Source organism: Salipiger sp. ABF4_146 (assembly GCF_056161345.1).
The window spans coordinates 64,908-87,904 of sequence record NZ_JBSWYX010000005.1 but is presented as its reverse complement, the minus strand read 5'-3'; the positions used below and the strand labels follow the sequence as shown (position 1 = coordinate 87,904).

Here is a 22,997-nt window from a genome sequence, read left to right as displayed (position 1 = left end):
TCTCCACCGGTCTTCGGATTGGTCTTTCGGGCGATCCGCATATGACAAAGAGGGCCGGTTACCCGACCCTGCCCGTCTTTGGTCCGCGGCGTGCAATGCCTTGCTTGACGCGCGCGATATAGCCACTGCACCACCTCAGATCAAGCAAAAAGCCCCCCGCGCGCCTGCGCGCCGCACCGTCAAGCGCGGCCCGTTGCTTCTTCTCTTTACAAATACGCCGGGGGAGACCGCGCCCTGCGCGGTCGGGGGCAGCGCCCCCAAATTGGCCCTGACCAGCAAAAGCCGCGCGACATCAGTGCACTGCCTCTCCCCCTCCGCCGCCAAGCCATGCTACATCGCCAGCGACCAGCCGGAGACAGCCATGCGTGCGCCCAACCTTCCCCTCACCCGCGATCTCGTCCTCATCGGCGGCGGACACACGCATGCACTGCTGCTGCGCATGTGGGGTATGGACCCGCTGCCCGGTGCCCGCGTCACGCTGATCAATCCCGGCCCGACCGCGCCCTACTCGGGGATGCTGCCGGGGTTTGTCGCCGGGCATTACGACCGCGACGACCTCGACATCGATCTGGTGAAACTGGCCCGCTTCGCCGGCGCGCGTGTGGTGCTCGGCGCGGTGACCGGACTCGACCGCGCGGCGCGGCAGGTGCAGGTGGCGGGGCGCGCGCCAATTGGTTTCGACGTGGCCTCGGTGAACATCGGCATCACGTCGGCCATGCCCGACCTGCCGGGGTTTGCCGAACACGCGCTGCCCGCCAAACCGCTCGGCCCCTTTGCTTCGGCTTGGGAGAGCTACCGGGACGGCGACGGGCCTGCGTCGGTGGCGGTGATCGGCGGCGGCGTTGCCGGGGCGGAACTGGCCTGCGCCATGGCATTCGCCCTTGGCCAGCGCGGGCGCCCCACACAGGTGCATCTTGTCGAACGCAGCACCGCGCTCACCGCGCTGCGCCCGCCCGCCGCCGCGAAGGCCCGCGCCGCGCTCGCCGCGCAGGGCGTCACGCTGCACGAAGACGCGGAGGTCACCGAGGTCACCGCCAACGGCCTGCGCCTCGCAGATGGCACCGAGCTCACCGCCGAGTTCATCACCGGCGCAGCCGGCGCGCGCGCTCAGGGCTGGCTGCGGGAAACTGGGCTTCAACTGCAAGACGGGTTCATCGAGGTCAGCCCCATCCTGCAAAGCTCGGACCCGATGATCTTCGCGGCCGGTGACTGCGCACATCTCACCGAAACCCCGCGCCCCAAGGCGGGTGTCTTCGCCGTGCGCGAGGCCCCCATTTTGCTGCACAACCTGCGCGCTGCGCTGGAAGGCCGCGATGATCTGCGCCCCTACAAGCCGCAGCGCGACTATCTCAAGCTGATCTCCCTCGGACGCAAATCGGCGCTGGCCGACAAGGCCGGGCTGGCACTTTCCGGCCCGCTGATGTGGCGCTGGAAGGATCACATCGACCGCAAGTTCATGCGCAAGTTCGGCGAGTTGCCGCAGATGCCCGCGCCAGCCCTGCCGCGCCACCATGCGGCGGGCATGGAAGAGGCGCTTGGCAGCAAACCCATGTGCGGCGGGTGCGGTGCCAAGGTCGGGCGCGATGCGCTGGCCTCGGCGCTCTCGACCCTGCCCGCGCCCCGCCGCACCGATATCACCGCCCTGCCCGGCGACGACGCGGCCCTGCTGCTCACCGGAGGCGCGCGGCAGGTGATGACCGTCGACCACCTGCGCGCCTTCGTCGAGGACCCGGAGATCATGGCGCGGATCACCAGTGTGCACGCACTTGGCGATATCTGGGCCATGGGCGCGGCGCCGCAGGCCGCGGTGGCCAGCCTCACCCTGCCCCGCATGTCCGAAGCGCTGGCCGAACGCACGCTCACCGAATGCCTCGGCGCGATCACCGAGATCCTGCGCGCCGAGGGGGCCGAACTGGTTGGCGGGCATTCCGCCATGGGCGATGAACTGAGCATCGGTCTTACGATCACCGGACTGCCCGAGGCCGATCCGATCACGCTTGCGGGCGCACGCCCCGGCGATCGTCTGATCCTGACCAAGCCGATCGGCACCGGCGTCATCATGGCCGCCGAAATGGCCGGCGCGGCAAAAGGCGCATGGGTCGCCGCCGCGCTTGCGCATATGACAACGCCGCAGGGCAAGGCCGCCGCTATTCTGCGCGGCGCCAATGCGATGACCGATGTGACCGGCTTCGGCCTCGCCGGGCACCTGCAGAACATCTGCGCCGCCTCGGACGTCGGCGCGCGACTTGCGGTGGAGCGGGTTCCGCTGCTCCCGGGCGCAGAGGTGCTCTCTGCCGCCGGTCACGCCTCGACACTCTACCCCAAGAACCGCGCCGCGCTGCCATTCCAACCGATGGGGCCGAAACCCGACCTCATGTTCGACCCGCAGACCGCGGGCGGCCTGCTGGCCGCGGTCTCAGGCGATATCGGCGGCGTGCTGGCGGAACTCCGCGCCGCAGGCTTCCCCGCAGTCGAGATCGGCGAGATCACCGAGCGCGCAGGTCAGATCGAAATGGTCTGAAGCCGCGCGGCCATGCGATCGGCCAGCGCGTCCAGCGCCGCGTCGTCGAGCGCGGGCGTTTCGAACCGCTCGAGCACCTTCGGCGTCATCGCCCGCATCGATTTCTCATAGGCCGGATCATAGTGATCTGCCGCCAACGAGGCACAGAGGTCAAGCCGCTCGCCCGCGTCGATCATGGCCTCCCAGCGATCCACCAACTCATGGCCCCGGTGATAGCGCAGCGGCGAGAGCTTGTCCTTCAGTGCCGCGCCGTCAGAGAGGATGTCGTCGTAGGCCACATCCAGATAGGCCGCGCGCGCCGCAAGCGGCGCCACAACCTCGACCCAGGGCGCTTGCTTCATCGCCTCCCAGATCGCCGGCGGGATCAGCACCTGGCCGATCTTGCTGCTTTCGGCCTCTACCAGCACCGGCCGCGCCGGATCGAGCCCATCAAGCGCTTGCACCAGATCTGTCTCGAACCACTTCTGGCTTGGCTGCCCGCCCGGCATGTCGCCAAGCAGTGAGCCGCGGTGCCGCGCCAGCCCTTCAAGATCGATCACCTGCACGCCGCGCGCCGCCAGCTTCGGCAAGAGCGCCGTCTTGGCGGTGCCGGTATAGCCGCCCAGTTGAATCAGCTTCACCGGCAACGCGGAGTCGTAGAGCGCTTCGGTCACCAACCGTCGGTAGGTGCGATAGCCCCCTTCGACCGCCTCGGCCCGCCAGCCGATCTGCTGCAGCATCCAAGCGAACGAGCCCGAACGCTGCCCACCGCGCCAGCAATAGACCAACGGCTTCCACCCACCTTCATGGTGCGCCAGCGGCCCTTCGATATGCGCTGCCGCGTTGCGAAACACCAACGCCGCGCCAAGCTTGCGGGCGAGGAAGGGCGATTGCTGCTTGTATATGGTGCCGACCCGCGCCCGCTCTTCATTGTCGAGCACCGGAAGGCTGATGGCGCCGGGCACGTGGTCCTCGGCAAACTCGGCGGGGCTGCGCACGTCGATGACGGTGTCGCAGCCATGGCGGAGAAACTCGGAAAGCTGGGTCATCTTGCGCGGCATGCCGCAGTTGGTAGCGCGCTGCGGTCAGTGAAGAAAGCGCGATTTGAGATGCCGCGACGAGAAGTGAATTTTTTCGTCAAAAGGCTCTGGACACTCCCCGAGACCTCGACTAAACCCCGCCTCACCCGAGGGGCAGCGCCCTTCACCCAGTGCCCGGGTAGCTCAGGGGTAGAGCAGTGGATTGAAAATCCTCGTGTCGGTGGTTCGATTCCGCCCCCGGGCACCACTTATCTCACTGAGATTGTTGGTTTAGCGTGCAGCTACACAGCCTTCTGAGGCTGGGGTAGTTTTGGGCGATTTCCGATAAGCCCCGCTCTGCTTTCCGGATGTCACCGCAGCCTCCCTGACCAACTCGCTACATGCCATAGCCTCGAGGTCGCAACGTCATTGCGAACAGTTGACCGGTGGCGCGATCTGATGTCGTCCTTCCAACTCAGCGACAACGCGCTTGCCTCATTGCGCGCAGGCCCCGCGCATCCATAATCCGACACAAACGCGCCCTAAGGCCTTTCCCGATCGAAGGTGAAATCACCGCGCGCAATGTGGCGAAGATAGTCGCACGCGTCCTCGCGCTGATTGAGATGGGCCCAGGCACGGGCGGCAAAGGTGTCGGGCTTGAAGAACAGGATCGAAGCATTGACCTCGTCGTGCTGCACGATGCGGTCCATATCGATGGACGCCATGACCGCCTCCCGGTCAACGGAAGACAGGCTCATGATCTGGTGGTTGTAAGCGAGGTATTCGCTCGTCGCGAGGCAAACGCCGCTTGGGCAGGGCAGCGCATCATGTGCGGCATGCGCAAGCTCATGCACCACGACGCTGTCGAAGAAGCGCTGCGTGGCAAGGTTCGAGAACAAGCTCTGCTCCTTGCGCTGCACCTCAAGGCGCTGCGGGGACAGGATTTCGATCAGGTCCTGCCCACAGTGATACAGCCCGAGGCAACCATCGCCGAGGCCCTCGTCGACGACACGGATCGTGACCTCGCGCGTCAGCGGCAAGCCACACCGAGCGAGTTGCTGCGCGGCTTGCTCGGCGATACTGCAGACGCGCTCCTCAACCGCCGCATCGGCAGCTAGCGTCGTGACCGGCACACCGTCGCACGCGACCTCCGCTCTCACTGCCGGGCAGGAGACCACAAGACACCCCACGAAGATCGCGCGCGTGATGAACATCTGCGGATATTAGCAAACTTGGTCAGTGCGTCGAGGGTAGCGGTGACCCCGCTGCGCTTCAAGGGCAGCGCAAGTTTCGCGCCCCACTTGAGCCAGTTGACACAGCGAGCGGCCAATGGGCTTTCGGAAGACGGTTCGAGTCCGCCCGCGCAGCAGCGCCTCACCTCGCTTTTCGCACCACTGCGACGCAGTCGTTCGCACTCACAGCCGTGGCGCAGTTCAGGCCGCCCCCCCCGAGCTTAGCTGCACTGCCGTCCTGCCGTTTTTTGATACGTCAGAGTGCGTCAGCCGCGTCTCCTGTCGGATTCTCCGGCCATTCATGGCGCGATACTTGCCAACTAAGACAGGTTTTCTTACCGTCTCGTTGGACGGAACAAATTTCTCACTGCGACATATATTGATTTTTATTGTGATTTTGCTTGGCACCTCCGGCTGCGACCGAGGTGCGCTTGCCTTTTACCGGAGCTCTCATGCGCCTCAGACTTTTTACGGATCCTGATTACGCCTCCCCTGTAAACCAAATGCACTGCGCCATGCTTGTCCCCTTCTTGGGAAAGGAGGAGGCCGCGTTCTGGTCGGGCGGCACCGATGTCTTCGACAGCTACAAGGCCAACGGTCCGGGGTACTTCGAACTCACCGACAAGATCGAAGACGCGCACTATGCCGTTCTGCCCAGCACGTGGCATCGCTACCTTTCTGACGGCACCACCGAGATTGCCCTGCGCTTCGCGCAGATGGCCGCGGATGCGGGCAAGCAGGTGATCGTCTTTCATGAGCGCGACTACGACTACAAGTTCCCAACCCCAAACGCTCTGCTGTTCACACCGACGATCGAATCCATGCGCCAGCCCAATGAGTTTGGCCTGCCCGCATGGGTCCCCGACCATATGGCTGGCCCGGCCCCGCAGCGGGAGAAACAAGACACGCCGTCCATCGGATTTTGCGGACATGTCGTAAGACCCAAACCCAAGTCCCGGATGATCCAGATGGCCCGCACCTCGGTGCCGCAGCTTTCGAAACGTCGCATGAGCGGCTACTCTGCCTCGCTGCGCAACAATTTCCGCCACAAGTTCCTGCGTGCAAAAGCCGTGCAGACGCTGCTCGACACGCCGGGCGTCGACACCAATTTCGTGCTCCGCGGGGACTTTTTCGCCGGGGCCGACAAGAAATCCAGCACCAGCGAAAAGACCGAAGCGCGGCAGTCCGCTCTTGAGGTGTTTCTCGGCAATCTGCGCGACAGTGACTACAGCCTCTGCGTCCGCGGCATCGGCAACTATTCCCTGCGCTTCTATGAGATCCTCGCCGCTGGCAGGGTCCCTCTCTTTTTAGACACCGGATGCCTGCTACCCTTTGACGGGCTGATCGATTGGAAAAAGGAACTGATCTGGGTGCCCGAAGACCAGCACGGGCGCGCCGGGGACATCCTTCTGGCGCACCACAAGGGGCTCAGCGCCGAGCAATTCGTCGACGCCCAGAAACGGATGCGCGAACTATGGGAAGAATGGCTCTCGCCGGATGGGTTCTTCCGCAATTTCTATCGCCATTTCCAACCCGCCTGAGGTTGGCCGCCACGTCGCCTAGCACAGCGCACACCCATCAAAGCCCAGCCTTGAAGGCAAAGCTCTGAAAGGCGCGCCGTGCCGCGCTAACCGCGTCACCCCTTGGCTGCGAGACCTCCGGCCCGGATCTCGGTCAGCGTGCGATACGGCGTCAGCGCTTCGGCAGCGATATCGAGTTCCAGCACCGCGCCATGCGGCGCCGTGCGGGCACGCTCGAAGGCAGCGGCGAACTCTTCGGTCCGGCTCACCCGCTCGCCATGCAGCCCGTAGGCCCGCCCGAGCGCGGCGAAATTGGGATTGACGATGGAGGTGCCGCTGACACGCTCGGGGAACTCTCGCTCCTGATGGGCGCGGATCGTGCCGTAGGTGCCATTGTTGAGCACCAGCACGATCACCGCCGCCCCGGCCTGCCGCGCCGCCGAAAGCTCCTGCCCGGTCATCTGGAAATCGCCGTCCCCAGCGAAGCAGATCACCGTGGCCTTGGGCCGCGCCAGCTTGGCGGCCACCGCAGCGGGCACACCATAGCCCATGGCCCCCGATTGCGGCGACAACATCCGCATGCCGGGCCGGAAGCGGAAGAACCGCGTCGGCCAGACGGTGAAATTGCCCGCGCCATTGGTCAGCACCAGATCGGACCCGAGCACCTCGCGCATGTGGCTGCAGACCGCCACCATATCAACCGGCCCGGGCTGCGCGGGCGCCTTGTCGATGAACCCCAGATAGGCGGCACGCGCCTCGGCCCGCCATGCCGTCCACGCGCCAGACACCTGCGCGGGCAGGGCCTGCACAAAGCGTCCGGGATCGGCGTGAACGCCCAAGACCGGCTGGTATACCTTGCCGATCTCGCGGTCGGAGCCATGCACGTGGATGATCTTCTGCTGCGGCACCGGCACCTCGAGCAGCGTGTAGCCATCTGTCATGTTTTCGCCGAACCGCGTCCCGAGCGCGAGGATCACATCGGCGTCGCGCAGCAGCGCCTTGGTCGACGCGGTCATGCCCACCCCGGCGTCGCCGCAGAAGCACGCAGAAGCGCTGTCGACCTGATCCTGATAGCGGAAGGAGGTGATGATCGGGATGTCGGACGCCTCGGCAAAGCCCTGCAGCGCGGCCCGCGACGGCCCGTCCCATTGCGCGCCGCCCAGCACGATCAGCGGTCGCTGCGCCTGCTGCAATAGCGAGATGGTTTCCGCAACGGCGTCGGCCGACGGCTCGGCGGGGAAGATCTTTGCCGGCCCGGTCAGCGCCGGGGTCTCGGTCTGCGCCATCAGCACGTCTTCGGGCAGCGCGACCACCACCGGCCCGGGGCGGCCAGAGGTGGCGGTGATCCACGCTCGCGAGAGAATTTCGGGGATGCGCTCGACCTGCTCGATCTCGGTCGCCCATTTCGCCATCGGCCCAAAGACCGCACGGTAGTCAAGTTCCTGAAACGCCTCGCGCTCTTTCATGTCGGTGGCCACCTGGCCCACCAGCAAAATCATCGGAACGCTGTCCTGCATCGCCGTGTGCACGCCGATCGAGGCGTTGGTGGCACCGGGTCCGCGCGTCACCATGCAGATGCCCGGATCGCCGGTCAGCTTGCCGTGCGCCGCCGCCATGAAGGCCGCGCCCCCTTCCTGACGGCACAGCACGAAGTCGAGCTTCCCGCCCGTGTCGTGCATTGCGTCGAGCACCGCCAGATAACTCTCGCCCGGCACCCCGAAGGCGCGCGTTGCCCCCAGCGCCATCAGGCAGTCCACCACCAGTTCTCCGCCGTTGCGCATCATCATCCCGCTCCCTGCCAGTCTGTGCTTTGCGATTTGTGCGCGTCGACACGTTGGGATGCAAGCGCGGCGAGGAGCATTCCGACCCCGGAAGTTTCCCGACGCGCCAGAACGCTTTGTTAAGACCCGACCTGTAGTTCTCGAACCCGTTCAGAGGCCGGTTTCGGCATCGACACGGCGCGCGGGGCAGCCCCCCCCTTGCCTCCGCGCGCCGGCCTCGCCGCCGGCGTCGGCCTCTGGACAAAGGTTTGGCGCTCAGGCGGCGGGCAGCTTCGGCGTCTCCGCCGAACCCGGCGCCCCTGCGGGAAAGGACCGACTTCGCGATGACAGAGCTACACAGCCACGTGCTCGACCCCGGACGCAACCGCAATGGCGAGGACCCGCTTGTGCCTTTCCTGCTTGGGGCACGGCACGCGCCGGTCTCGATCTCGGTGCGTGACGTGCTGCGGCTGGACGCGCACCGGTTGCAGATCCTTCTGGTGGCGCAAAAGCAATGGCAGAGCGAACAGCTGCCATTCACCCTGACGGAAATCACCGAGTCCTTCCGTAGCGGGCTGGAACGGCTGGGCCTGTCACCCACACATTTCGATCCCCCCGCTCAATCCCAGTCACACACCGCCAGTTTCACACCCGGCAGCACCATGGCCGGCAAGGAGGCAGAGCAATGACAACAAAGGTCCTCGCGATCGACGATTCCCGCACGATCCGCAACCTGCTGCGCGTCTCGCTCGAGGGCGCGGGATTCGAGTTTCATTCAGCCTGCGACGGCGTCGAGGGGGTCGAGCAGTTCGCCGAGGTCGAACCCGATGTGGTGATCACCGACATCAACATGCCCAATCTCGATGGTTTCGGGGTGATCGAAGAGCTGCGCAACGGTTCCAACCGCACGACAGTGCCCATCATCGTGCTGACCACCGAGAGCGGCGCCGACCTCAAGGCGCGGGCGCGGACTGCCGGGGCCACCGGCTGGATCGTCAAACCCTTCGACGACGCGTCATTGGTGTCGGTGCTGCGCCGGCTCACCGGGCACATGGTCTAGGAGGCGCAGATGTCTGGAAATTCCATCCGCGATACCTTCTTCGAGGAATGCGAGGAGCTGCTCGAAGCGCTGGTCGAGGGGCTCTCCTCGATGGAACAAGACCCCGAGGACATGGACGTGGTCAACGCCGTGTTCCGCGCGGTGCATTCGATCAAAGGCGGCGCCGGTGCCTTTGCGCTCGACCGGCTGGTGAGCTTTGCCCACACCTTCGAGACGGTGATGGACAAGGTGCGCAGCCACGAACTAAAGGTCACCGAGGAGCTCATGCACCTCTTCCACCGCTCGGGCGACCAATTGGCCGATCTTGTCGAGGCGGCACGTGACGGCCGCGAACCCAACGCCGAGTCAGAGGCGACAATCCTCAAGGAATTGGATGGTCATCTCGGCGAGGCCGACAAAGACGACAGCTTCAGTTTCGATGCCGTCACACTAGACTTTGGCGCCGCCCCAATGGAACCTGACGACGCGTCCGATGCAACGGACGACCCCGAAGGTGAAACTGGCGCGCTGCGCAGGTTTCGTATCGCTTTCAAGCCAACGCCCGCGCTCTACGCCAACGGCCACGAACCCTTGCTGATCTTCGACGCGCTGGCCGAATTGGGCGAGCTTCAAGTTACCGCAGATCTGTCGGCGCTGCCCGAATTCGATGCCTTCGATCCCAGCGGCGCGGTTTTGGCCTGGACCATTTTGCTCGAAACCGCCGAGCCCGAAACCGTGCTGCACGAGATCTTCGAATTCGTCGAGTCGCTCTGCGACCTCGACATCCGGGAAACCGACGGCCCTCTCGCCGACACACCCGCCCCCGCAGCGCCAAGCCCATCCGCCAGCTCTGGCGCCACGGTGCCGCCCGTCGCAGACTCCGGCCCCGGCGCGGCGGACGCTTCGGAAGCGCGCACCCTCGATCCAAGGGGCGAGGCGCGCGGCCCCCGCCCGACGCTGCGCGTCGACCTTGAACGGGTCGATAGGCTGATCAACACCGTGGGGGAACTGATCATCAACCAAGCGATGATCTCACAGCGCATCGAAGAGCTGGACATCCCCGCCGTGGCGCATCTGACCAACGAACTCGAAGCCTACAAACTTCTGGCGCGCGACATTCAGGAAGGTGTCATGGCAATCCGGGCGCAGCCCGTGAAACCGCTCTTCCAGCGCATGTCGCGCATTGTCCGCGAGGCGGCCGAGGCGACCGGCAAGAAGGCGCGTCTGGTCACGGTTGGCGACTCCACGGAAGTCGACAAGACGGTGATCGAACGGCTCGCCGACCCGCTCACGCATATGGTACGCAACGCCGTCGATCACGGTCTGGAAAAAACCGAACGCCGCGCCGAGGCGGGCAAGGAAGCGATTGGGACGATCCGGCTCACCGCCTCACACCGTTCGGGCAGCGTTTTTATCGAAATTGCAGACGACGGTGCCGGGCTCAATCGCGCCCGCATTCTCGAGAAGGCCATCGAGAAAGGCCTTGTCCTGCCGGAAGCAGAGCTCTCCGAGCCCGAAATCGACAACCTGCTCTTTCTGCCCGGCTTTTCTACTGCGAGCGAAGTCTCGAACTTGTCAGGGCGCGGCGTCGGCATGGATGTGGTCAAGAATGCGGTCGCCGCACTCGGCGGGCGGGTGTCGATCACCTCGACCCCCGGTGCAGGCACCACCTTTACCATTGTCTTGCCGCTCACGCTGGCGGTGATGGACGGTTTCGTGATCTCGGTCGCGGACCAGACAATGGTGATCCCCATCGCCTCGATCATCGAGACCATTCGGCCCAGCCAGCGCGATCTACACGCGGTTGGCACGAAAGGCATGGTGATCCTCGTGCGCGGGGCCTACGTGCCGGTGGTCGACGTGGCATTCAATCTGGGCCTCGCCACGCATCGAAAAGCGGCGGGAGAAGGTGTGCTCCTGCTTGTCAGCACAGAAAGCCAGGGGCTGACCGCGCTGCGGGTCGAGGCAATCCACGACCAGCGTCAGGTGGTTATCAAAAGCCTCGAGAGCAATTATGCCGCGATCCCCGGCGTATCCGCTGCCACCATCCTCGGCGACGGCAAGATCGCCCTCATCCTCGACCCGGAGGAGGTGGTAAAACTACAGCCCGCCGCCCCTTATTTCCCCGCCATCACCCCCCCGAAACTGGAGCTCCGCCATGCTTGACGCCGACGAGGGACCGACCGAAACGCAATTCGAATTCATCACCTTCTCGGCCGGGAACCAGAGTTTCTGCCTAGAGATCATGCAAATACGCGAGATTCGCCGTTGGACGCCGGTCACCAAGCTTCCACATACGCCGGAGGATGTGCTCGGCGTGATGAACTTGCGCGGTGCGGTGATCCCGATCTTCGATCTCTCCGCCCGCTTCGGGCTGGGTGAGACGCCCGACAATGAGCGGAACGTGGTGATCGTTGCCGCCGCTGGCGGGACCACGATTGGCCTGCTCGTCGAGTCGGTCTCCGAGATCCTTTCGGTGGCAAAATCCTCAATACAAGAAACCCCAGACATGAAATCCGACGCGGCCCGCCAGGCCATTCTTGGCGTGATTTCGGTGGGGGAAACCATGGTCCGGGTGGTCAACCTCGATGCCGTACTCGACCAAGACGGGGGGGCCGCCGCATGACCTTGGCTGCCGCCGACGCCATGCCAGAAGAATTCGCATTCTCCGACGCGGATTTTGAAGCGCTGGCCCGGCTTGCAAAGGCAGAGTTCGGACTGAGCCTCGCGGGCAGCAAGAAACCTCTGGTTTATTCGCGCCTCGCACGGAGGCTTCGCGCCCGCGGCCTGTCTTCGTTCCACGATTACATGGCGCTCGTGGAGCGCGGCGACGAAACTGACGAACGGATGGAACTGGTCTCGGCGCTCACAACCAACGTCACGAGTTTCTTTCGCGAGAAGCATCATTTCGATACGCTCAAGCAGGCGCTGCTGCCCGAATTGGCTCGGCAGAGCCGTATCCGCGTCTGGTCCGCTGGTTGCTCTTCAGGACCAGAACCTTTTTCGATCGCGATGACACTGCTGGACGCCCTGCCGCCGGGCGCTCGGGATTTGCGCATCCTCGCCACAGATATCGATCCCGCGATCCTGCGCCGCGCCCGAAAAGGCTGCTATTCGATCGAAGACTGCGAAAGCATCCCGCCGCCCTTCCGAAGCCGCTGGATGATCGAAACCCAACAGCACCCCGGTCACGTCGAGGTCAGTGCCGAATTGAAGTCCCTGATCAGCTTCGCAGAGCTCAACCTCATATGCGAATGGCCATTCAAGGGCCCCTTCGACGCGATCTTCTGTCGAAATGTGGCGATCTATTTCGATCAAGAAACCCAGCAGCGGCTTTGGGCGCGGTTCGCCGCCATGCTGCGTGCGGGAGGCTATCTGTTCATCGGCCACTCCGAACGGCTCTCCGGCCCTGCCGCGAGCGAGTTTGCCACCGCCGGCGTGACGACCTACCGCAAGCGGGTGCCACCCGCTCCGACTCTTCAGACCTAGGAGAAGAAGATGAGCTTAAAGGATTCTCTGCGGATCATGGTGGTTGACGACATGGCCACCAGCCGCGGTCTGATCACCCAAGCCCTCGACGAGATCGGCATCGGCAACTATGTCACCGAAAATGACGGTGCCAAGGCGCTCTCACGGCTCGCGGCAAGTCCCGTGCATCTGGTCCTTTCCGATTTCAACATGCCAAATATGGACGGTCTTGCCCTGCTGAAAGCAGTTCGCCAAAACCGCGCGACGCAGAAGATCGGCTTCATACTCGTCACCGGCAAACCGACCCCCGACATGGTGGCGCAGGCGAAGAAGTTGGGTCTCAATAATATGATCAAGAAACCATTCACGTCGATCGCCATGAAGCAATGCATCGAGAGCGTAGTGGGGCGGCTCTGATCAATGACCATGCCCGGCGCCCCCCTCACCGCCAAGGAAGCCACATGGCTGCTGTCGCGCGAGATCCGCCACCTGCAGCAGAGGCTGGAACGGCTCGAGCACGGCATGGAGCATCTCTACTCCGGCAGCTCCGACGCCCGCCTCGGCTCTGTGGCGATCACCGCCTTTCAGGAGCTGGATGTGCTCGCCCAATCTACTGATGCTCTGGCCGGTTATGTGGAACGTCTCGCACGGCAACTCGACGGCGACGCCGCGCTCGATCTGAAGGATGCACTGAGCAGCATCCCCCTACGAGAGCTTGCGGCCCGGCTGGGGGGTGCCAAGAACGAGACGCTGAAACCAAACGCGCCGGAAATGTTCTGACTGCGATGCATCAGGCCACGCATCGCGCGACAGCGGATGCGGCGGGGGGGCGGCCTTTAGACGGTGGTCCGGTGAGCCGCACGTGACGGCCACGCGAGCAAACCAACGACGGCACAAAACGGCTGCTCGCGCACTGCCAACCGAAATCGAGGGCCATGGAGGTCAAGACAGATGTCAAAGATATCCCTGATCCTGGCCCATGCCGACCTAGGCCTGCGGCGTAAACTCTCCGCAGGGCTGCGCACCTCCGACACAATCGACCTGATCGCCGAGACGCATGATCTGATGACAACCTACACCGAGGTCGAAGAGCGCGAGCCAATGGCGGTTCTGATCGGCGAGGGGCTGGCGGTGCAGCCCGAGTTCGAAGTCATGCGCGCATTGTTCGCCGAGCTCGACGTACGATGGCTGGTGATAAAGGCCCGCAGCGCGCCGCGCCCCGGTGCCCCAGCAAGCCCTTGGGACAAACGATCGGATTTGTTTGCCATCGATCCCGACGTTCCGCCGGACCACCTCGTCACTGCGCTGCGCACGCTGACGCGCACCACGCGCCGGGTCGGGCCGCCGGTTGCGCCGCAGGTCCCGCGCGAACCCCCGCCCGCGCCAAGCGGCACGCCGAGCAATCGCTTCATCCTGCTGGGTGCGTCTACCGGCGGGGTCGATGCTCTTCTGACGGTTCTGTCGGCGTTCCCGCCGGATTGCCCGCCAACTTTCATCGTTCAGCACACCGGCGGCGGCTTCGGTGACAGCCTGACGCGGCTGCTCGACCGGCAATGCGCCGCGCAGGTGCGTCCTGCGCGCGACGGCGAGCGTGTCGCGCATGGTCAGGTGGTGCTGGCCGCCGGCAGCCGGGCACATCTGCATCTGGCGGGCGGCACCCCGATGCGCATTTCCCTGCGCGCCGGTGAGCCGATTTCGGGCCATATGCCCTCCGTCGACGCGCTGTTCACTTCAGCACTGCCCGGCGCGCCGCGCGCTGTGGCGGCCTTGCTCACCGGAATGGGCCGGGACGGCGCGCAGGGGATGAAAGCCCTGCACGAGGCTGGGGCCATCACCATCGCGCAGGACGAGGCAAGCTGCATCGTCTATGGCATGCCCCGCGCGGCCCGCGAACTTGGCGCCGCGCAATCAATCCTGCCGTTGCCGGACATCGGCCCGGCGCTGCTGCGCGCTTGCGCCAACGCGGTTCCGGCCACCCCACACAGAGGAAGGAGTCCCGCAAGATGAGCGATCCCGCCGAAAAGCTGGTGAACGTGATCCAAGGAGAATACCGGATCTCGTCTGCCCCGTCGGAGGTGCTTTCGACGGTGCTCGGGTCCTGCGTCGCGGTTTGCCTGACCGATCCGGAGGCGCGGGTCGGCGGTATGAACCATTTCCTGTTGCCACAACGCGCCGGAAAAGAGGGGGAGAATGTGCGCTATGGCGCTTATTCGATGGAACTGCTGATCAACGGTCTGCTGAAGCGCGGAGCCCGTAAAACAAGGCTGACGGCCAAGCTGTTCGGCGGCGCCAACATGATCAGCCAGTTGCGCGACATCGGCAGCTCGAACGTGCAGTTCGCCAAGGAGTTTTTACAAAATGAGGCCATCCCCCTCGCGTCCGAGAGCACTGGGGGCACCTCGGCCCGGCGCATCCGGTTCTGGGCCACCGACGGGCGGGTCAAGCAGTTCATCGTGCCCGGCGAGATCGAGAACGTTGCCCCCGTCGCTCCCCCCAAGCCACCGCAAACCGAGATCACCCTCTTCTGAGCGACCAACAGAGCGAAATCAGTTGGGGTCGATTTCCTGGAACGCGTTGCGCAGCGCTTCGGACCAGTCGTGGCTCATCTTCTGAAAAGCCTCGTCCGTCGGTTCGATCCGCCGCCGCCGCGTCACCGCCAGCGCATCGCGCTCAATCACCGCAAAGTCCAGCGGCATACCCACGCTGAGGTTCGAACGCAGGGTGGAATCCATCGAAAGCAGCACAGCCTTTTCAGCGTCGGCAAGCGTTGTGTCCGCCGAGATCACCCGGTCGAGGATCGGCTTGCCGTATTTATGCTCGCCGATTTGCAGGAAGGGCGTGTCTGGCGTGGCCTCGATGAAATTCCCCTCTGGGTAGACAAGGAACATGCGCATGGGCCCCCCCTTGCGCTGACCGGCGACGATCATCGAGGCAGAGGCGCTCTGGTTCATCCGCTCCATCTTGCCCGACACCTCGGACCGCACGTCCGACAACGTCGCCCCGACGATCTCGGCCACCTGCAGCATGCCGTTGGCGCGCAGGATAGACCGCTCTGAATCGGGATCGTCGTTGGCTTCGTTGAGGCGGGCGATGACGGTCTGGGTGATCGACAGAGACCCGGCGGTCATGATCCCGATCGCCCGCTCTCCGGGGGTCTCGAAGAGGAACATCTTGCGGTAGGTCGCGATATTGTCGAGACCCGCATTGGTGCGCGTGTCAGACAGCAGGACAACGCCCGCATCCAACAGCAATCCGACGCAATATGTCATCTGTTCCCGAGTCCCTTGAAGGCTAGCAGCGCACCGATATAGCTCTCTCAGCCTAGCCGGGCAATCCTGAACGAACGGATAGGTCCGTCACTCATTGCTGCTGCTGTTGTCCTGCGGTGACCACCACTTCCACCTCGAGGTTCTCTTCCGGCGCGGCGCCCTGCACCAATCCGCGGATCGGCGCCGCATCGAGCGCGTCGTAGCCGGAACCAAGCCGCACGTACCGGTCGTCGGGGCAGCATTCGTTGGCCGCGTCGAAACCGACCCAGCCCAGTTCGGGCACCCAGATCTCGGCCCAGGCGTGGCTGGCCTCATGCGGGCTGCCATCCTCGTTCGCCTGCAGATAACCGGTGACGTAGCGCGCCGGCATCTGCGCCACATGCGCCACCGAGATCAGCGCATGCGCATGATCCTGACAAACGCCTACGCCCCCCGAAAGCGCCTCGGCGGCGGTGGTGTGCGGCTGCGTTTCGCCCGGCTTATAGGCGATGGCGCCCGACACGGCGTGGCTCAGGGCATGCGCGCGGTCGAGCGCGCTGGCCCCCTCCAAGCCTTTCATCGCCACCGCTGACAGCGCTTTCAGTTCGGCGTCGGCCTCGACCTGCCGGGTCGGGCGCAGGTAGGCCGACGGTGGCACCCGCTCGCGATGATCGCGCAGCACGCCGAAGAGATCGGTGGTCTCGACCTCGCCCAGCACTTCGACGGTCAGTTCGGTCAGCGGCCCGCGCCATGTGGCAAGGCGGATCATGTCCCCCGCGCCATCGACAAATTCAGCTCCGGTCTGTGCGCCTTCGGACGTGACCTCCCACGACAGCACGCGCTGACCCGCGCTCGACGCGGGCCACAGCTTTTGCGACTGGACGATGCCGCGCACCGGCGCATCAAAGCGATATCGGGTGATATGGCGGACGGAGAGTCTCATGCCGGCATCCCACTCAGATAGACATTGTGCACGGTTGTCGCGACCTCGGCGTTGCGGGTCAGGAACCGGGCAAGGAACTCGTGCAGCCCCTCTTCGAAGATATCGTCCACCGTGGCCCCGCGCAAATCGTCGAGCAGCTTGTGCGCCACCTCCTGCGCCTCGGTGCCGGTCTGGTAGTTCTCGGCCAGATCATCGAGATGCTCGCAATACCATTGCACGCAGGCGCGCAGCGAGCGCGGGAAACGGCGGTTGAGGATCAGCAGATGGGCAATCTTGGCTGCGGTGATCTCGCCCTGATAGCTCCAGTTGAAGGCCCGCTGCGCGGTCATCGACTGCAGCAGCAGCGCCCATTGGCTCTGATCCAGACCGGACCCGACGTAGTTCACCGACGGCAACAGCACGTAGTACTTCACGTCGATCAGCCGGGCGGTGTTGTCGGCCCGCTCTATGGTGGTGCCGATGCCCATGAAGTCATAACCATCGTTGCGCAGTTGCGTCGACATGATGGCGCCACGGATCAGTTGGCAGGCGCGCAGGGTCCATTCGCACAGGTCGGTGACCATCAGCTTGCTGCGCTCGGTGCGCTGCAGTTGCTTCAGTTCCTGAAACGCCGAGTTGATCGCATCCCACGCCGGGGCGGTCAGCGCCGTGCGCACCACACGCGCGTTTTCGCGCGCCGCAGAAAGGCATGAAAACACCGAACTGGGATTGTCGGCATCGAAGAACAGGAACGTCTCGATATTGCGCTGGTTGGTGTCTTTGTACTTCTCGATAAACGGATCGAGGGTCCCCTTCGCCAGAAGCACCGCTTCCCAGTCGTTGCGATAGCCGCCCGAGGCGTTGGGCAGCAGCGCATTGCGCGCGCCGACCTCCAGAAGACGGGCGGTGGTTTCGGCGCGCTCGATGTAGCGGGCCATCCAGTAGAGGTGATCTGCAGTCCGGCTCAGCATGTCGTCACTCCGCCAATACCCAGGTGTCCTTGACCCCGCCGCCCTGCGACGAGTTCACCACGAGCGACCCTTCGGTCAGCGCCACGCGGGTCAGCCCGCCGGGCACGAGCTCGATGTTCTCGCCAACAAGGCAATAGGGCCGCAGGTCGACGTGGCGCGGCGCGATGCCTTCCTCGACGAAGGTCGGACAGGCCGACAACGCCAGTGTCGGCTGGGCGATGTAGTTTTCGGGGTGCTTGCGGATCTTGGCGGCAAAGGCCTCGATGGTCGACTTGTCGGACTTCGGCCCCACGAGCATGCCGTAGCCGCCCGAACCGTGCACTTCCTTCACCACCAATTCCGAAAGGTTCTCGAGCACGTATTTGCAGTCGTCCGGTTTGGCGCATTGCCATGTCGGCACGTTTTCGAGGATCGGCTCTTCGCCAAGGTAGAAACGGATCATCTCGGGCACGAAGGTGTAGATTGCCTTGTCGTCGGCCACGCCCGCGCCGGGGGCCGAACAGATGGTGACGCCGCCGGAGCGGTAGACGCTCATCAACCCCGGCACACCCAGCATCGAGTCGGGCCGGAAGCACAGCGGATCGATGAACGCATCGTCGATCCGGCGATAGATCACGTCGACCTTCTTGGGACCTTCGGTGGTCTTCATCCAGACGAAGTCACCCTCGACAAAGAGGTCCTGCCCCTCGACCAGTTCCACGCCCATCAGATCGGCAAGGAAGCTGTGCTCGTAATAGGCCGAGTTGAACTGACCCGGGGTAAGGATCACCACATTCGGCTCGCCCTGACACTTCTGCGGCGCGACCGAGGCCAGCGTCTTGCGCAGCAGCCCGGCGTAGCCGTCGACCGGGCGGATACGGTTTTCCATGAACAATTGCGGGAACATCCGCATCATGATCTCGCGGTTCTGCAGCATGTAGCTGACGCCCGAGGGCGTGCGGCAGTTGTCCTCAAGAACGTAGAACTGATCGGGCCCGGTGCGCACCAGATCGACGCCGACGATGTGGCTGAACACACCGCGCGGCGGGCGGAAGCCGATGGCGGCCTTCTCGAACGCCTCGTTGTTGGTGACCAGATGTTCGGGGATTCGGCCCGCCCGGATAATCTCGCGGCGGTCATATACATCGGCCAGAAAGGCGTTCAGCGCCGCCGCCCTCTGCCGCACGCCGCGATCCATCTTGCGCCATTCCAGCGCCGTCAGCACACGCGGAAACATATCGAACGGGATCAGCCGTTCCGGGTCTCCACCCTCGCCATAAACGGCGAATGTGATCCCCACCCGCCTGAACAGCGCCTCCGCCTCGCTTTGCTTTAGGCTGCGCAGTTCGGTCGGCATCGACCGATACCATTTCTCTAAATTCTGATAGGCCGGGCGAACCTCTTCGCCGCTCAACATCTCATTGAAAATCGCTGGCTTCGTGGCGCTCATGACAATCCCTTCGCTCTGAGGCTCACGTTCCATGTTTCCCGACCGGAGGAAAAGCCCCTCGTATCGAAAAACGACTTTCCCGCCGAAATGGTTGCCCAAAAAAAGAGCGATTTCCCCATCTCGAATCCAGACGCCGCACCTATTCGCTTAGCTTAGAACAATTTCGGCCAGAAATCGCACTAAAAAAGCACAACAATTGAGCACACCATGGGCAATCCGCCCCCAAATTAAGCACGGCAGCTCGACACGCCACCCCAGCCCCGCAAGCCTGTGGCGCGCCGCCGCACCTTGGGTATCTCGAAAGGGCGCTCGATAAAACGGCGCAGCAACGGGGAGTTGCAGCGGCCAAAGCCCGACAAAAGGGCTGCCGCCTGCAGCACAACGATAATCGAAGCGGAGGAGGACCCGCGAAGATATCCGGCCATCAAAGAGCCGAGCGTCGCGGGACCCCAGAGTCCGCTCTCTAGGGATGTTGAACATGATCAAAACAATGAAATTTTCCTCCGTGGCGGCGCTCGCCATGATCTCGGCCGGTGCGGTTTCGGCGCAGGAAGCCAATTGCCCGATCCAAGTGGGCGTGCTGCACTCGCTCTCTGGCACCATGGCGATTTCCGAGACCACCCTGAAAGACACCATGCTGATGCTCATCGAAAAGCAGAACGAGGCCGGTGGCCTGCTGGGCTGCGAGCTTGAAGCGGTGGTGAAGGACCCTGCCTCGGACTGGCCGCTGTTTGCCGAAAAGGCGCGCGAGTTGATCTCCAACGACGAGGTCGACGTGATTTTCGGCTCTTGGACCTCCGCCTCGCGCAAGGCCGTGCTGCCGGTGATCGAAGAGCTGAACGCGCTCTACTTCTACCCGGTGCAATACGAGGGTGAAGAAAGCTCGAAGAACGTCTTCTACACCGGCGCCGCGCCGAACCAGCAGGCGATCCCGGCCACCGACTACTTCCTCGACGAACTGGGAGTCGAGAAGTTCGCCCTGCTCGGCACCGACTACGTCTACCCGCGCACCACGAACCGCATCCTCGAGGCCTACCTCAAGGACAAGGGCATCGCGGAAGAAGACATCTTCGTCAACTACACCCCCTTCGGCCACTCCGACTGGTCGACCATCGTCTCCGACGTGGTCGCGCTCGGCGCGGACGGCAAGCAGGTCGGCGTGATCTCGACGATCAACGGCGACGCCAACATCGGTTTCTACAAAGAACTGGCGGCGCAGGGCGTCTCGGCAGACGACATCCCCGTGGTGGCCTTCTCGGTGGGCGAAGAAGAGCTCTCGGGCCTCGACACTTCCAACCTCGTCGGCCACCTCGCCGCGTGGAACTACTTCATGACCGCCGACACCGCCGAGAACGACGAGTTCATCGCCCAGTGGCATGAGTTCATCGGCGACGAGGCCCGCGTCACCAACGACCCGATGGAGGCCCATTACATCGGCTTCAACATGTGGGTGAACGCGGTCGAAGCGGCCGAAACCACCGATGTCGACGCCGTGCGCGAAGCAATGTGGGGGCAGGAATACCCGAACCTGACCGGCGGCACCGCCGTGATGGGCGTGAACCACCACCTCTCGAAGCCGGTGCTGATCGGCGAGATCCGCGAAGACGGCATGTTCGACATCATCTCGGAAACCGATCCGGTTCCGGGCGATGCATGGACCGACTACCTGCCCGACTCCGCGGTTCTGACCTCCGATTGGAAAGACCTCGAGTGCGGCATGTACAACACCGACACCGAAAGCTGTGTGCAGATCCAGTCGAACTACTGATCTGACGCCGTGAAGTCGGCGGGCGCGCCCTTTTATCCGCGCGCCCGCCGCATCCGTTTCCGACTTTCCGTAGCTTATCCGGGGGCCGTCCATGCCGCGCGCGCTTCTGCCTGTCCTTGCGCTCCTGCTTTGCCTGATCACCGCCCCCATCGCGGCGCTGGCACAGCAGACGGGCCTCACGGCGATCCTGCAGCAATATTCCGACGAGGTCGCCAGTCCCGGTCGCCAGACCGTGGGCGAGCTTATCGCCGCCCTCGTCGACACAGGCGATCCCGCCGTGCCCGACTTCCTGCAGGCGTGGGCTGACCGCGACGTCTATCAGCGCGAAAGCGATGGCCAGTTCTTCTACGCCGAAGAAGAAGGCGACGCCTACGCGCTCACCGACATCGCCACCGGCGCGCCCGCCGGGACGGCGCCGGACGACGCGATGGACCAGATCCGCCCCAACGGCGGTGTGCGCCGGGTGATCGCCAGCGCGCTGGTGCAGTTCCAACTGTCTGACCCGGACATCAACAACCGCATCGCCGCGCTCGACTCGATCGCCCGCAGCCCGTCCGCGGACCAGATCGAACCGCTGCGCGCCTCCATCGAAACCGAAGAAGACCCCGGCGTTCTGGCCCGCAAGCGCCGCCTCGACGGCATGCTCACCGCCAGTTTCGGCGCCACGCCCGAGGCGCGCATCGAAGCCATCGCGGCGCTCTCGTCAGAGCTCAGCGTCGATGTGCGCGCCGTGCTCAACCAGATCCTCACCACCCGCGCCGGCGTCGCGAAGAGCCTGCCCGAAGACGCCAACATCGCCCGCGAACTGATCCCCGGCGAACACCTGACCGAGGCGGAGGCTTATGCCCGTCTCGTCGATGCCGATCTTGCGCAGCCGGTCCAGAGCCGCGAGCAGATCAAGGCCGCGCTCACCGCCAATATCGACGGCGGCACCGTTGCTGGCGTGCCGGTGGGGCAGCTTGGCACCGAGGCCGGACGCGAGCGCGCCTATGCCGCGCTGGCCGAAGCGGGCAGCGTGCCGCCGCGGGTCACCGACGCGGACCGCGAGGCCGCTCTTGCCTCCCACGTGTTCTACGAGGAATACACCGAGGACGATCCCGCCATCACCGCCGCCGCTGAAGACGCGCTGCAAAGCGTACGCACCCGCGTGGGCCTGTGGCAGACGGTGGACTTCGGGCTCGACTCTCTGTCGCTTGCCTCGATCTACTTCCTCGCCGCCATCGGCCTTGCCATCACCTTTGGCGTGATGGGGGTGATCAACATGGCCCACGGCGAGTTCATCATGATGGGCGCCTACACCGGCTACGTGGTGCAGCAAATCATCCCCGACTACACGCTGTCGCTGATCGTTGCGCTGCCGCTGGCCTTCGCGATCACCTTCGCCGCCGGCGTGGCGATGGAGCGGCTGGTCATCCGCTGGCTTTACCACCGCCCGCTGGAAACGCTGCTCGCGACCTTCGGCATCTCGATCGCGCTGCAGCAGCTGGCAAAGAACATCTTCGGCACGCAGGCCCGCCCGCTCACCTCGCCGCATTGGCTCGACGGCGCGTGGATCATCAATGACGTCGCTGGCATCGCCAACATCCGTATCGCAATCTTCGTGCTGGCTCTGGTGTTCCTGTGCCTGATCCTGTTCATCCTCAACAAGACCCGCATCGGCCTCGAGGTGCGCGCGGTCACCCAGAACCCCGGCATGGCCGCCTCGATGGGCATCAATCCCGACAAGATCAACATGCTGACCTTCGGCCTCGGCTCGGGCATCGCCGGCATCGCCGGCATCGCCATCGGCCTCTACGCGCAGGTCACCTCCGAGATGGGCGCCAACTACATTGTGCAGAGCTTCATGACCGTGGTCGTCGGCGGCGTCGGCAACGTCTGGGGCACGCTGGCGGGCGCCGCGCTGATCGGCGTTCTGCAAAAGGGCATCGAGTGGATGAACCCCAGCAACACGCTGGCGGCGCAGACCTACATGATCCTTTTCATCATCCTCTTCATCCAGTTCCGCCCCAAGGGCATCGTCGCCCTCAAGGGCCGCGCGGCGGGAGATTGATCATGGCCATGCCGACCGCGCCCAACCACGTCCCCGCGCACACCGCCCCGCTCGGGCGCACCTGCGGACAG

The 22,997-nt window shown here is 64.4% G+C and carries 20 protein-coding genes and 1 tRNA gene; 14 read left to right on the top strand and 7 right to left on the bottom strand.

Annotation, left to right across the window (positions count from 1 at the left end; translation table 11 throughout):
• Nucleotides 1-361 precede the first annotated feature (361 nt).
• Nucleotides 362-2,521 (top strand): selenide, water dikinase SelD, encoded by a 2,160-nt coding sequence (gene selD, locus ACXAJT_RS08905; RefSeq protein ID WP_475234605.1) that lies wholly within the window; start codon nucleotides 362-364, stop codon nucleotides 2,519-2,521.
• Here the strand turns inward: selD and mnmH are convergent.
• Complete coding sequence (mnmH, locus tag ACXAJT_RS08900; protein WP_475234604.1) at nucleotides 2,503-3,549, bottom strand: tRNA 2-selenouridine(34) synthase MnmH; 1,047 nt, start codon at nucleotides 3,547-3,549, stop codon at nucleotides 2,503-2,505. The genes selD and mnmH overlap by 19 nt on opposite strands.
• Before the next feature lie 163 nt (nucleotides 3,550-3,712).
• On the opposite strand from mnmH, the gene ACXAJT_RS08895 reads away from it, so the two are divergent.
• A tRNA-Phe gene (locus tag ACXAJT_RS08895) sits at nucleotides 3,713-3,787 on the top strand.
• 274 nt (nucleotides 3,788-4,061) lie between these two features.
• Here ACXAJT_RS08895 and ACXAJT_RS08890 read toward each other — a convergent pair.
• On the bottom strand, nucleotides 4,062-4,733 hold the full coding sequence (locus ACXAJT_RS08890; RefSeq protein ID WP_475234603.1) for a DUF6639 family protein: 672 nt from the start codon (nucleotides 4,731-4,733) through the stop codon (nucleotides 4,062-4,064).
• A gap of 533 nt (nucleotides 4,734-5,266) precedes the next feature.
• Between ACXAJT_RS08890 and ACXAJT_RS08885 the strand changes: the two genes are divergently transcribed.
• Entirely contained in the window at nucleotides 5,267-6,292 is a 1,026-nt protein-coding gene (locus ACXAJT_RS08885; RefSeq protein WP_475234602.1) for an exostosin domain-containing protein, read from the top strand.
• 95 nt (nucleotides 6,293-6,387) lie between these two features.
• Here the strand turns inward: ACXAJT_RS08885 and ACXAJT_RS08880 are convergent, their stop codons facing one another.
• A complete protein-coding gene (locus ACXAJT_RS08880; RefSeq protein WP_475234601.1) occupies nucleotides 6,388-8,055 on the bottom strand; it encodes a thiamine pyrophosphate-dependent enzyme in 1,668 nt (555 codons plus the stop codon).
• Nucleotides 8,056-8,375: 320 nt separating this feature from the next.
• Between ACXAJT_RS08880 and ACXAJT_RS08875 the strand changes: the two genes are divergently transcribed.
• The 9 genes from ACXAJT_RS08875 to ACXAJT_RS08835 all read left to right on the top strand — a co-directional run bounded on the left by ACXAJT_RS08875 (nucleotide 8,376) and on the right by ACXAJT_RS08835 (nucleotide 15,066).
• Nucleotides 8,376-8,720 (top strand): hypothetical protein, encoded by a 345-nt coding sequence (locus tag ACXAJT_RS08875; RefSeq protein ID WP_475234600.1) that lies wholly within the window; start codon nucleotides 8,376-8,378, stop codon nucleotides 8,718-8,720.
• Nucleotides 8,717-9,091: a response regulator gene (locus ACXAJT_RS08870; RefSeq protein WP_475234599.1), complete on the top strand. Its 375-nt coding sequence runs from the start codon at nucleotides 8,717-8,719 to the stop codon at nucleotides 9,089-9,091. Before ACXAJT_RS08875 ends, ACXAJT_RS08870 begins: the two co-directional genes overlap by 4 nt.
• Before the next feature lie 9 nt (nucleotides 9,092-9,100).
• Nucleotides 9,101-11,236: a chemotaxis protein CheA gene (locus ACXAJT_RS08865; RefSeq protein WP_475234598.1), complete on the top strand. Its 2,136-nt coding sequence runs from the start codon at nucleotides 9,101-9,103 to the stop codon at nucleotides 11,234-11,236.
• Entirely contained in the window at nucleotides 11,229-11,696 is a 468-nt protein-coding gene (locus tag ACXAJT_RS08860) for a chemotaxis protein CheW (RefSeq protein ID WP_475234597.1), read from the top strand. Before ACXAJT_RS08865 ends, ACXAJT_RS08860 begins: the two co-directional genes overlap by 8 nt.
• Nucleotides 11,693-12,559, top strand: a complete 867-nt coding sequence (locus ACXAJT_RS08855) for a CheR family methyltransferase (RefSeq protein WP_475234596.1) — start codon at nucleotides 11,693-11,695, stop codon at nucleotides 12,557-12,559. The genes ACXAJT_RS08860 and ACXAJT_RS08855 overlap by 4 nt, the downstream gene beginning before the upstream one ends.
• A 9-nt stretch (nucleotides 12,560-12,568) precedes the next feature.
• Nucleotides 12,569-12,955 (top strand): response regulator, encoded by a 387-nt coding sequence (locus ACXAJT_RS08850; protein ID WP_475234595.1) that lies wholly within the window; start codon nucleotides 12,569-12,571, stop codon nucleotides 12,953-12,955.
• Between the two features lie 9 nt (nucleotides 12,956-12,964).
• On the top strand, nucleotides 12,965-13,318 hold the full coding sequence (locus ACXAJT_RS08845) for a chemotaxis protein (protein ID WP_475234594.1): 354 nt from the start codon (nucleotides 12,965-12,967) through the stop codon (nucleotides 13,316-13,318).
• Nucleotides 13,319-13,489: 171 nt separating this feature from the next.
• Nucleotides 13,490-14,545 carry a CheB methylesterase domain-containing protein gene (locus ACXAJT_RS08840; protein ID WP_475234593.1) on the top strand — a complete coding sequence of 352 codons (1,056 nt, stop codon included), beginning with the start codon at nucleotides 13,490-13,492 and terminating at the stop codon, nucleotides 14,543-14,545.
• Entirely contained in the window at nucleotides 14,542-15,066 is a 525-nt protein-coding gene (locus ACXAJT_RS08835) for a chemotaxis protein CheD (protein WP_475234592.1), read from the top strand. The genes ACXAJT_RS08840 and ACXAJT_RS08835 overlap by 4 nt, the downstream gene beginning before the upstream one ends.
• Before the next feature lie 18 nt (nucleotides 15,067-15,084).
• Here ACXAJT_RS08835 and ACXAJT_RS08830 read toward each other — a convergent pair whose 3' ends face one another.
• The 4 genes from ACXAJT_RS08830 to ACXAJT_RS08815 all read right to left on the bottom strand — a co-directional run bounded on the left by ACXAJT_RS08830 (nucleotide 15,085) and on the right by ACXAJT_RS08815 (nucleotide 19,108).
• Nucleotides 15,085-15,807: a proteasome-type protease gene (locus ACXAJT_RS08830; protein ID WP_475234591.1), complete on the bottom strand. Its 723-nt coding sequence runs from the start codon at nucleotides 15,805-15,807 to the stop codon at nucleotides 15,085-15,087.
• 91 nt (nucleotides 15,808-15,898) lie between these two features.
• On the bottom strand, nucleotides 15,899-16,729 hold the full coding sequence (locus ACXAJT_RS08825) for a transglutaminase family protein (RefSeq protein WP_475234590.1): 831 nt from the start codon (nucleotides 16,727-16,729) through the stop codon (nucleotides 15,899-15,901).
• Nucleotides 16,726-17,679, bottom strand: coding sequence for an alpha-E domain-containing protein (locus tag ACXAJT_RS08820; RefSeq protein ID WP_475234589.1), 954 nt, complete (start codon nucleotides 17,677-17,679; stop codon nucleotides 16,726-16,728). Before ACXAJT_RS08820 ends, ACXAJT_RS08825 begins: the two co-directional genes overlap by 4 nt.
• A gap of 4 nt (nucleotides 17,680-17,683) precedes the next feature.
• Nucleotides 17,684-19,108: a circularly permuted type 2 ATP-grasp protein gene (locus tag ACXAJT_RS08815; protein ID WP_475234588.1), complete on the bottom strand. Its 1,425-nt coding sequence runs from the start codon at nucleotides 19,106-19,108 to the stop codon at nucleotides 17,684-17,686.
• A gap of 478 nt (nucleotides 19,109-19,586) precedes the next feature.
• Between ACXAJT_RS08815 and urtA the strand changes: the two genes are divergently transcribed.
• The gene (gene urtA / locus ACXAJT_RS08810) at nucleotides 19,587-20,876 is read left to right on the top strand and encodes an urea ABC transporter substrate-binding protein (RefSeq protein WP_475234587.1); all 1,290 of its coding nucleotides are present in this window, start codon (nucleotides 19,587-19,589) and stop codon (nucleotides 20,874-20,876) included.
• 91 nt (nucleotides 20,877-20,967) lie between these two features.
• On the top strand, nucleotides 20,968-22,926 hold the full coding sequence (gene urtB, locus ACXAJT_RS08805; protein ID WP_475234586.1) for an urea ABC transporter permease subunit UrtB: 1,959 nt from the start codon (nucleotides 20,968-20,970) through the stop codon (nucleotides 22,924-22,926).
• Nucleotides 22,927-22,997: the final 71 nt, after the last annotated feature.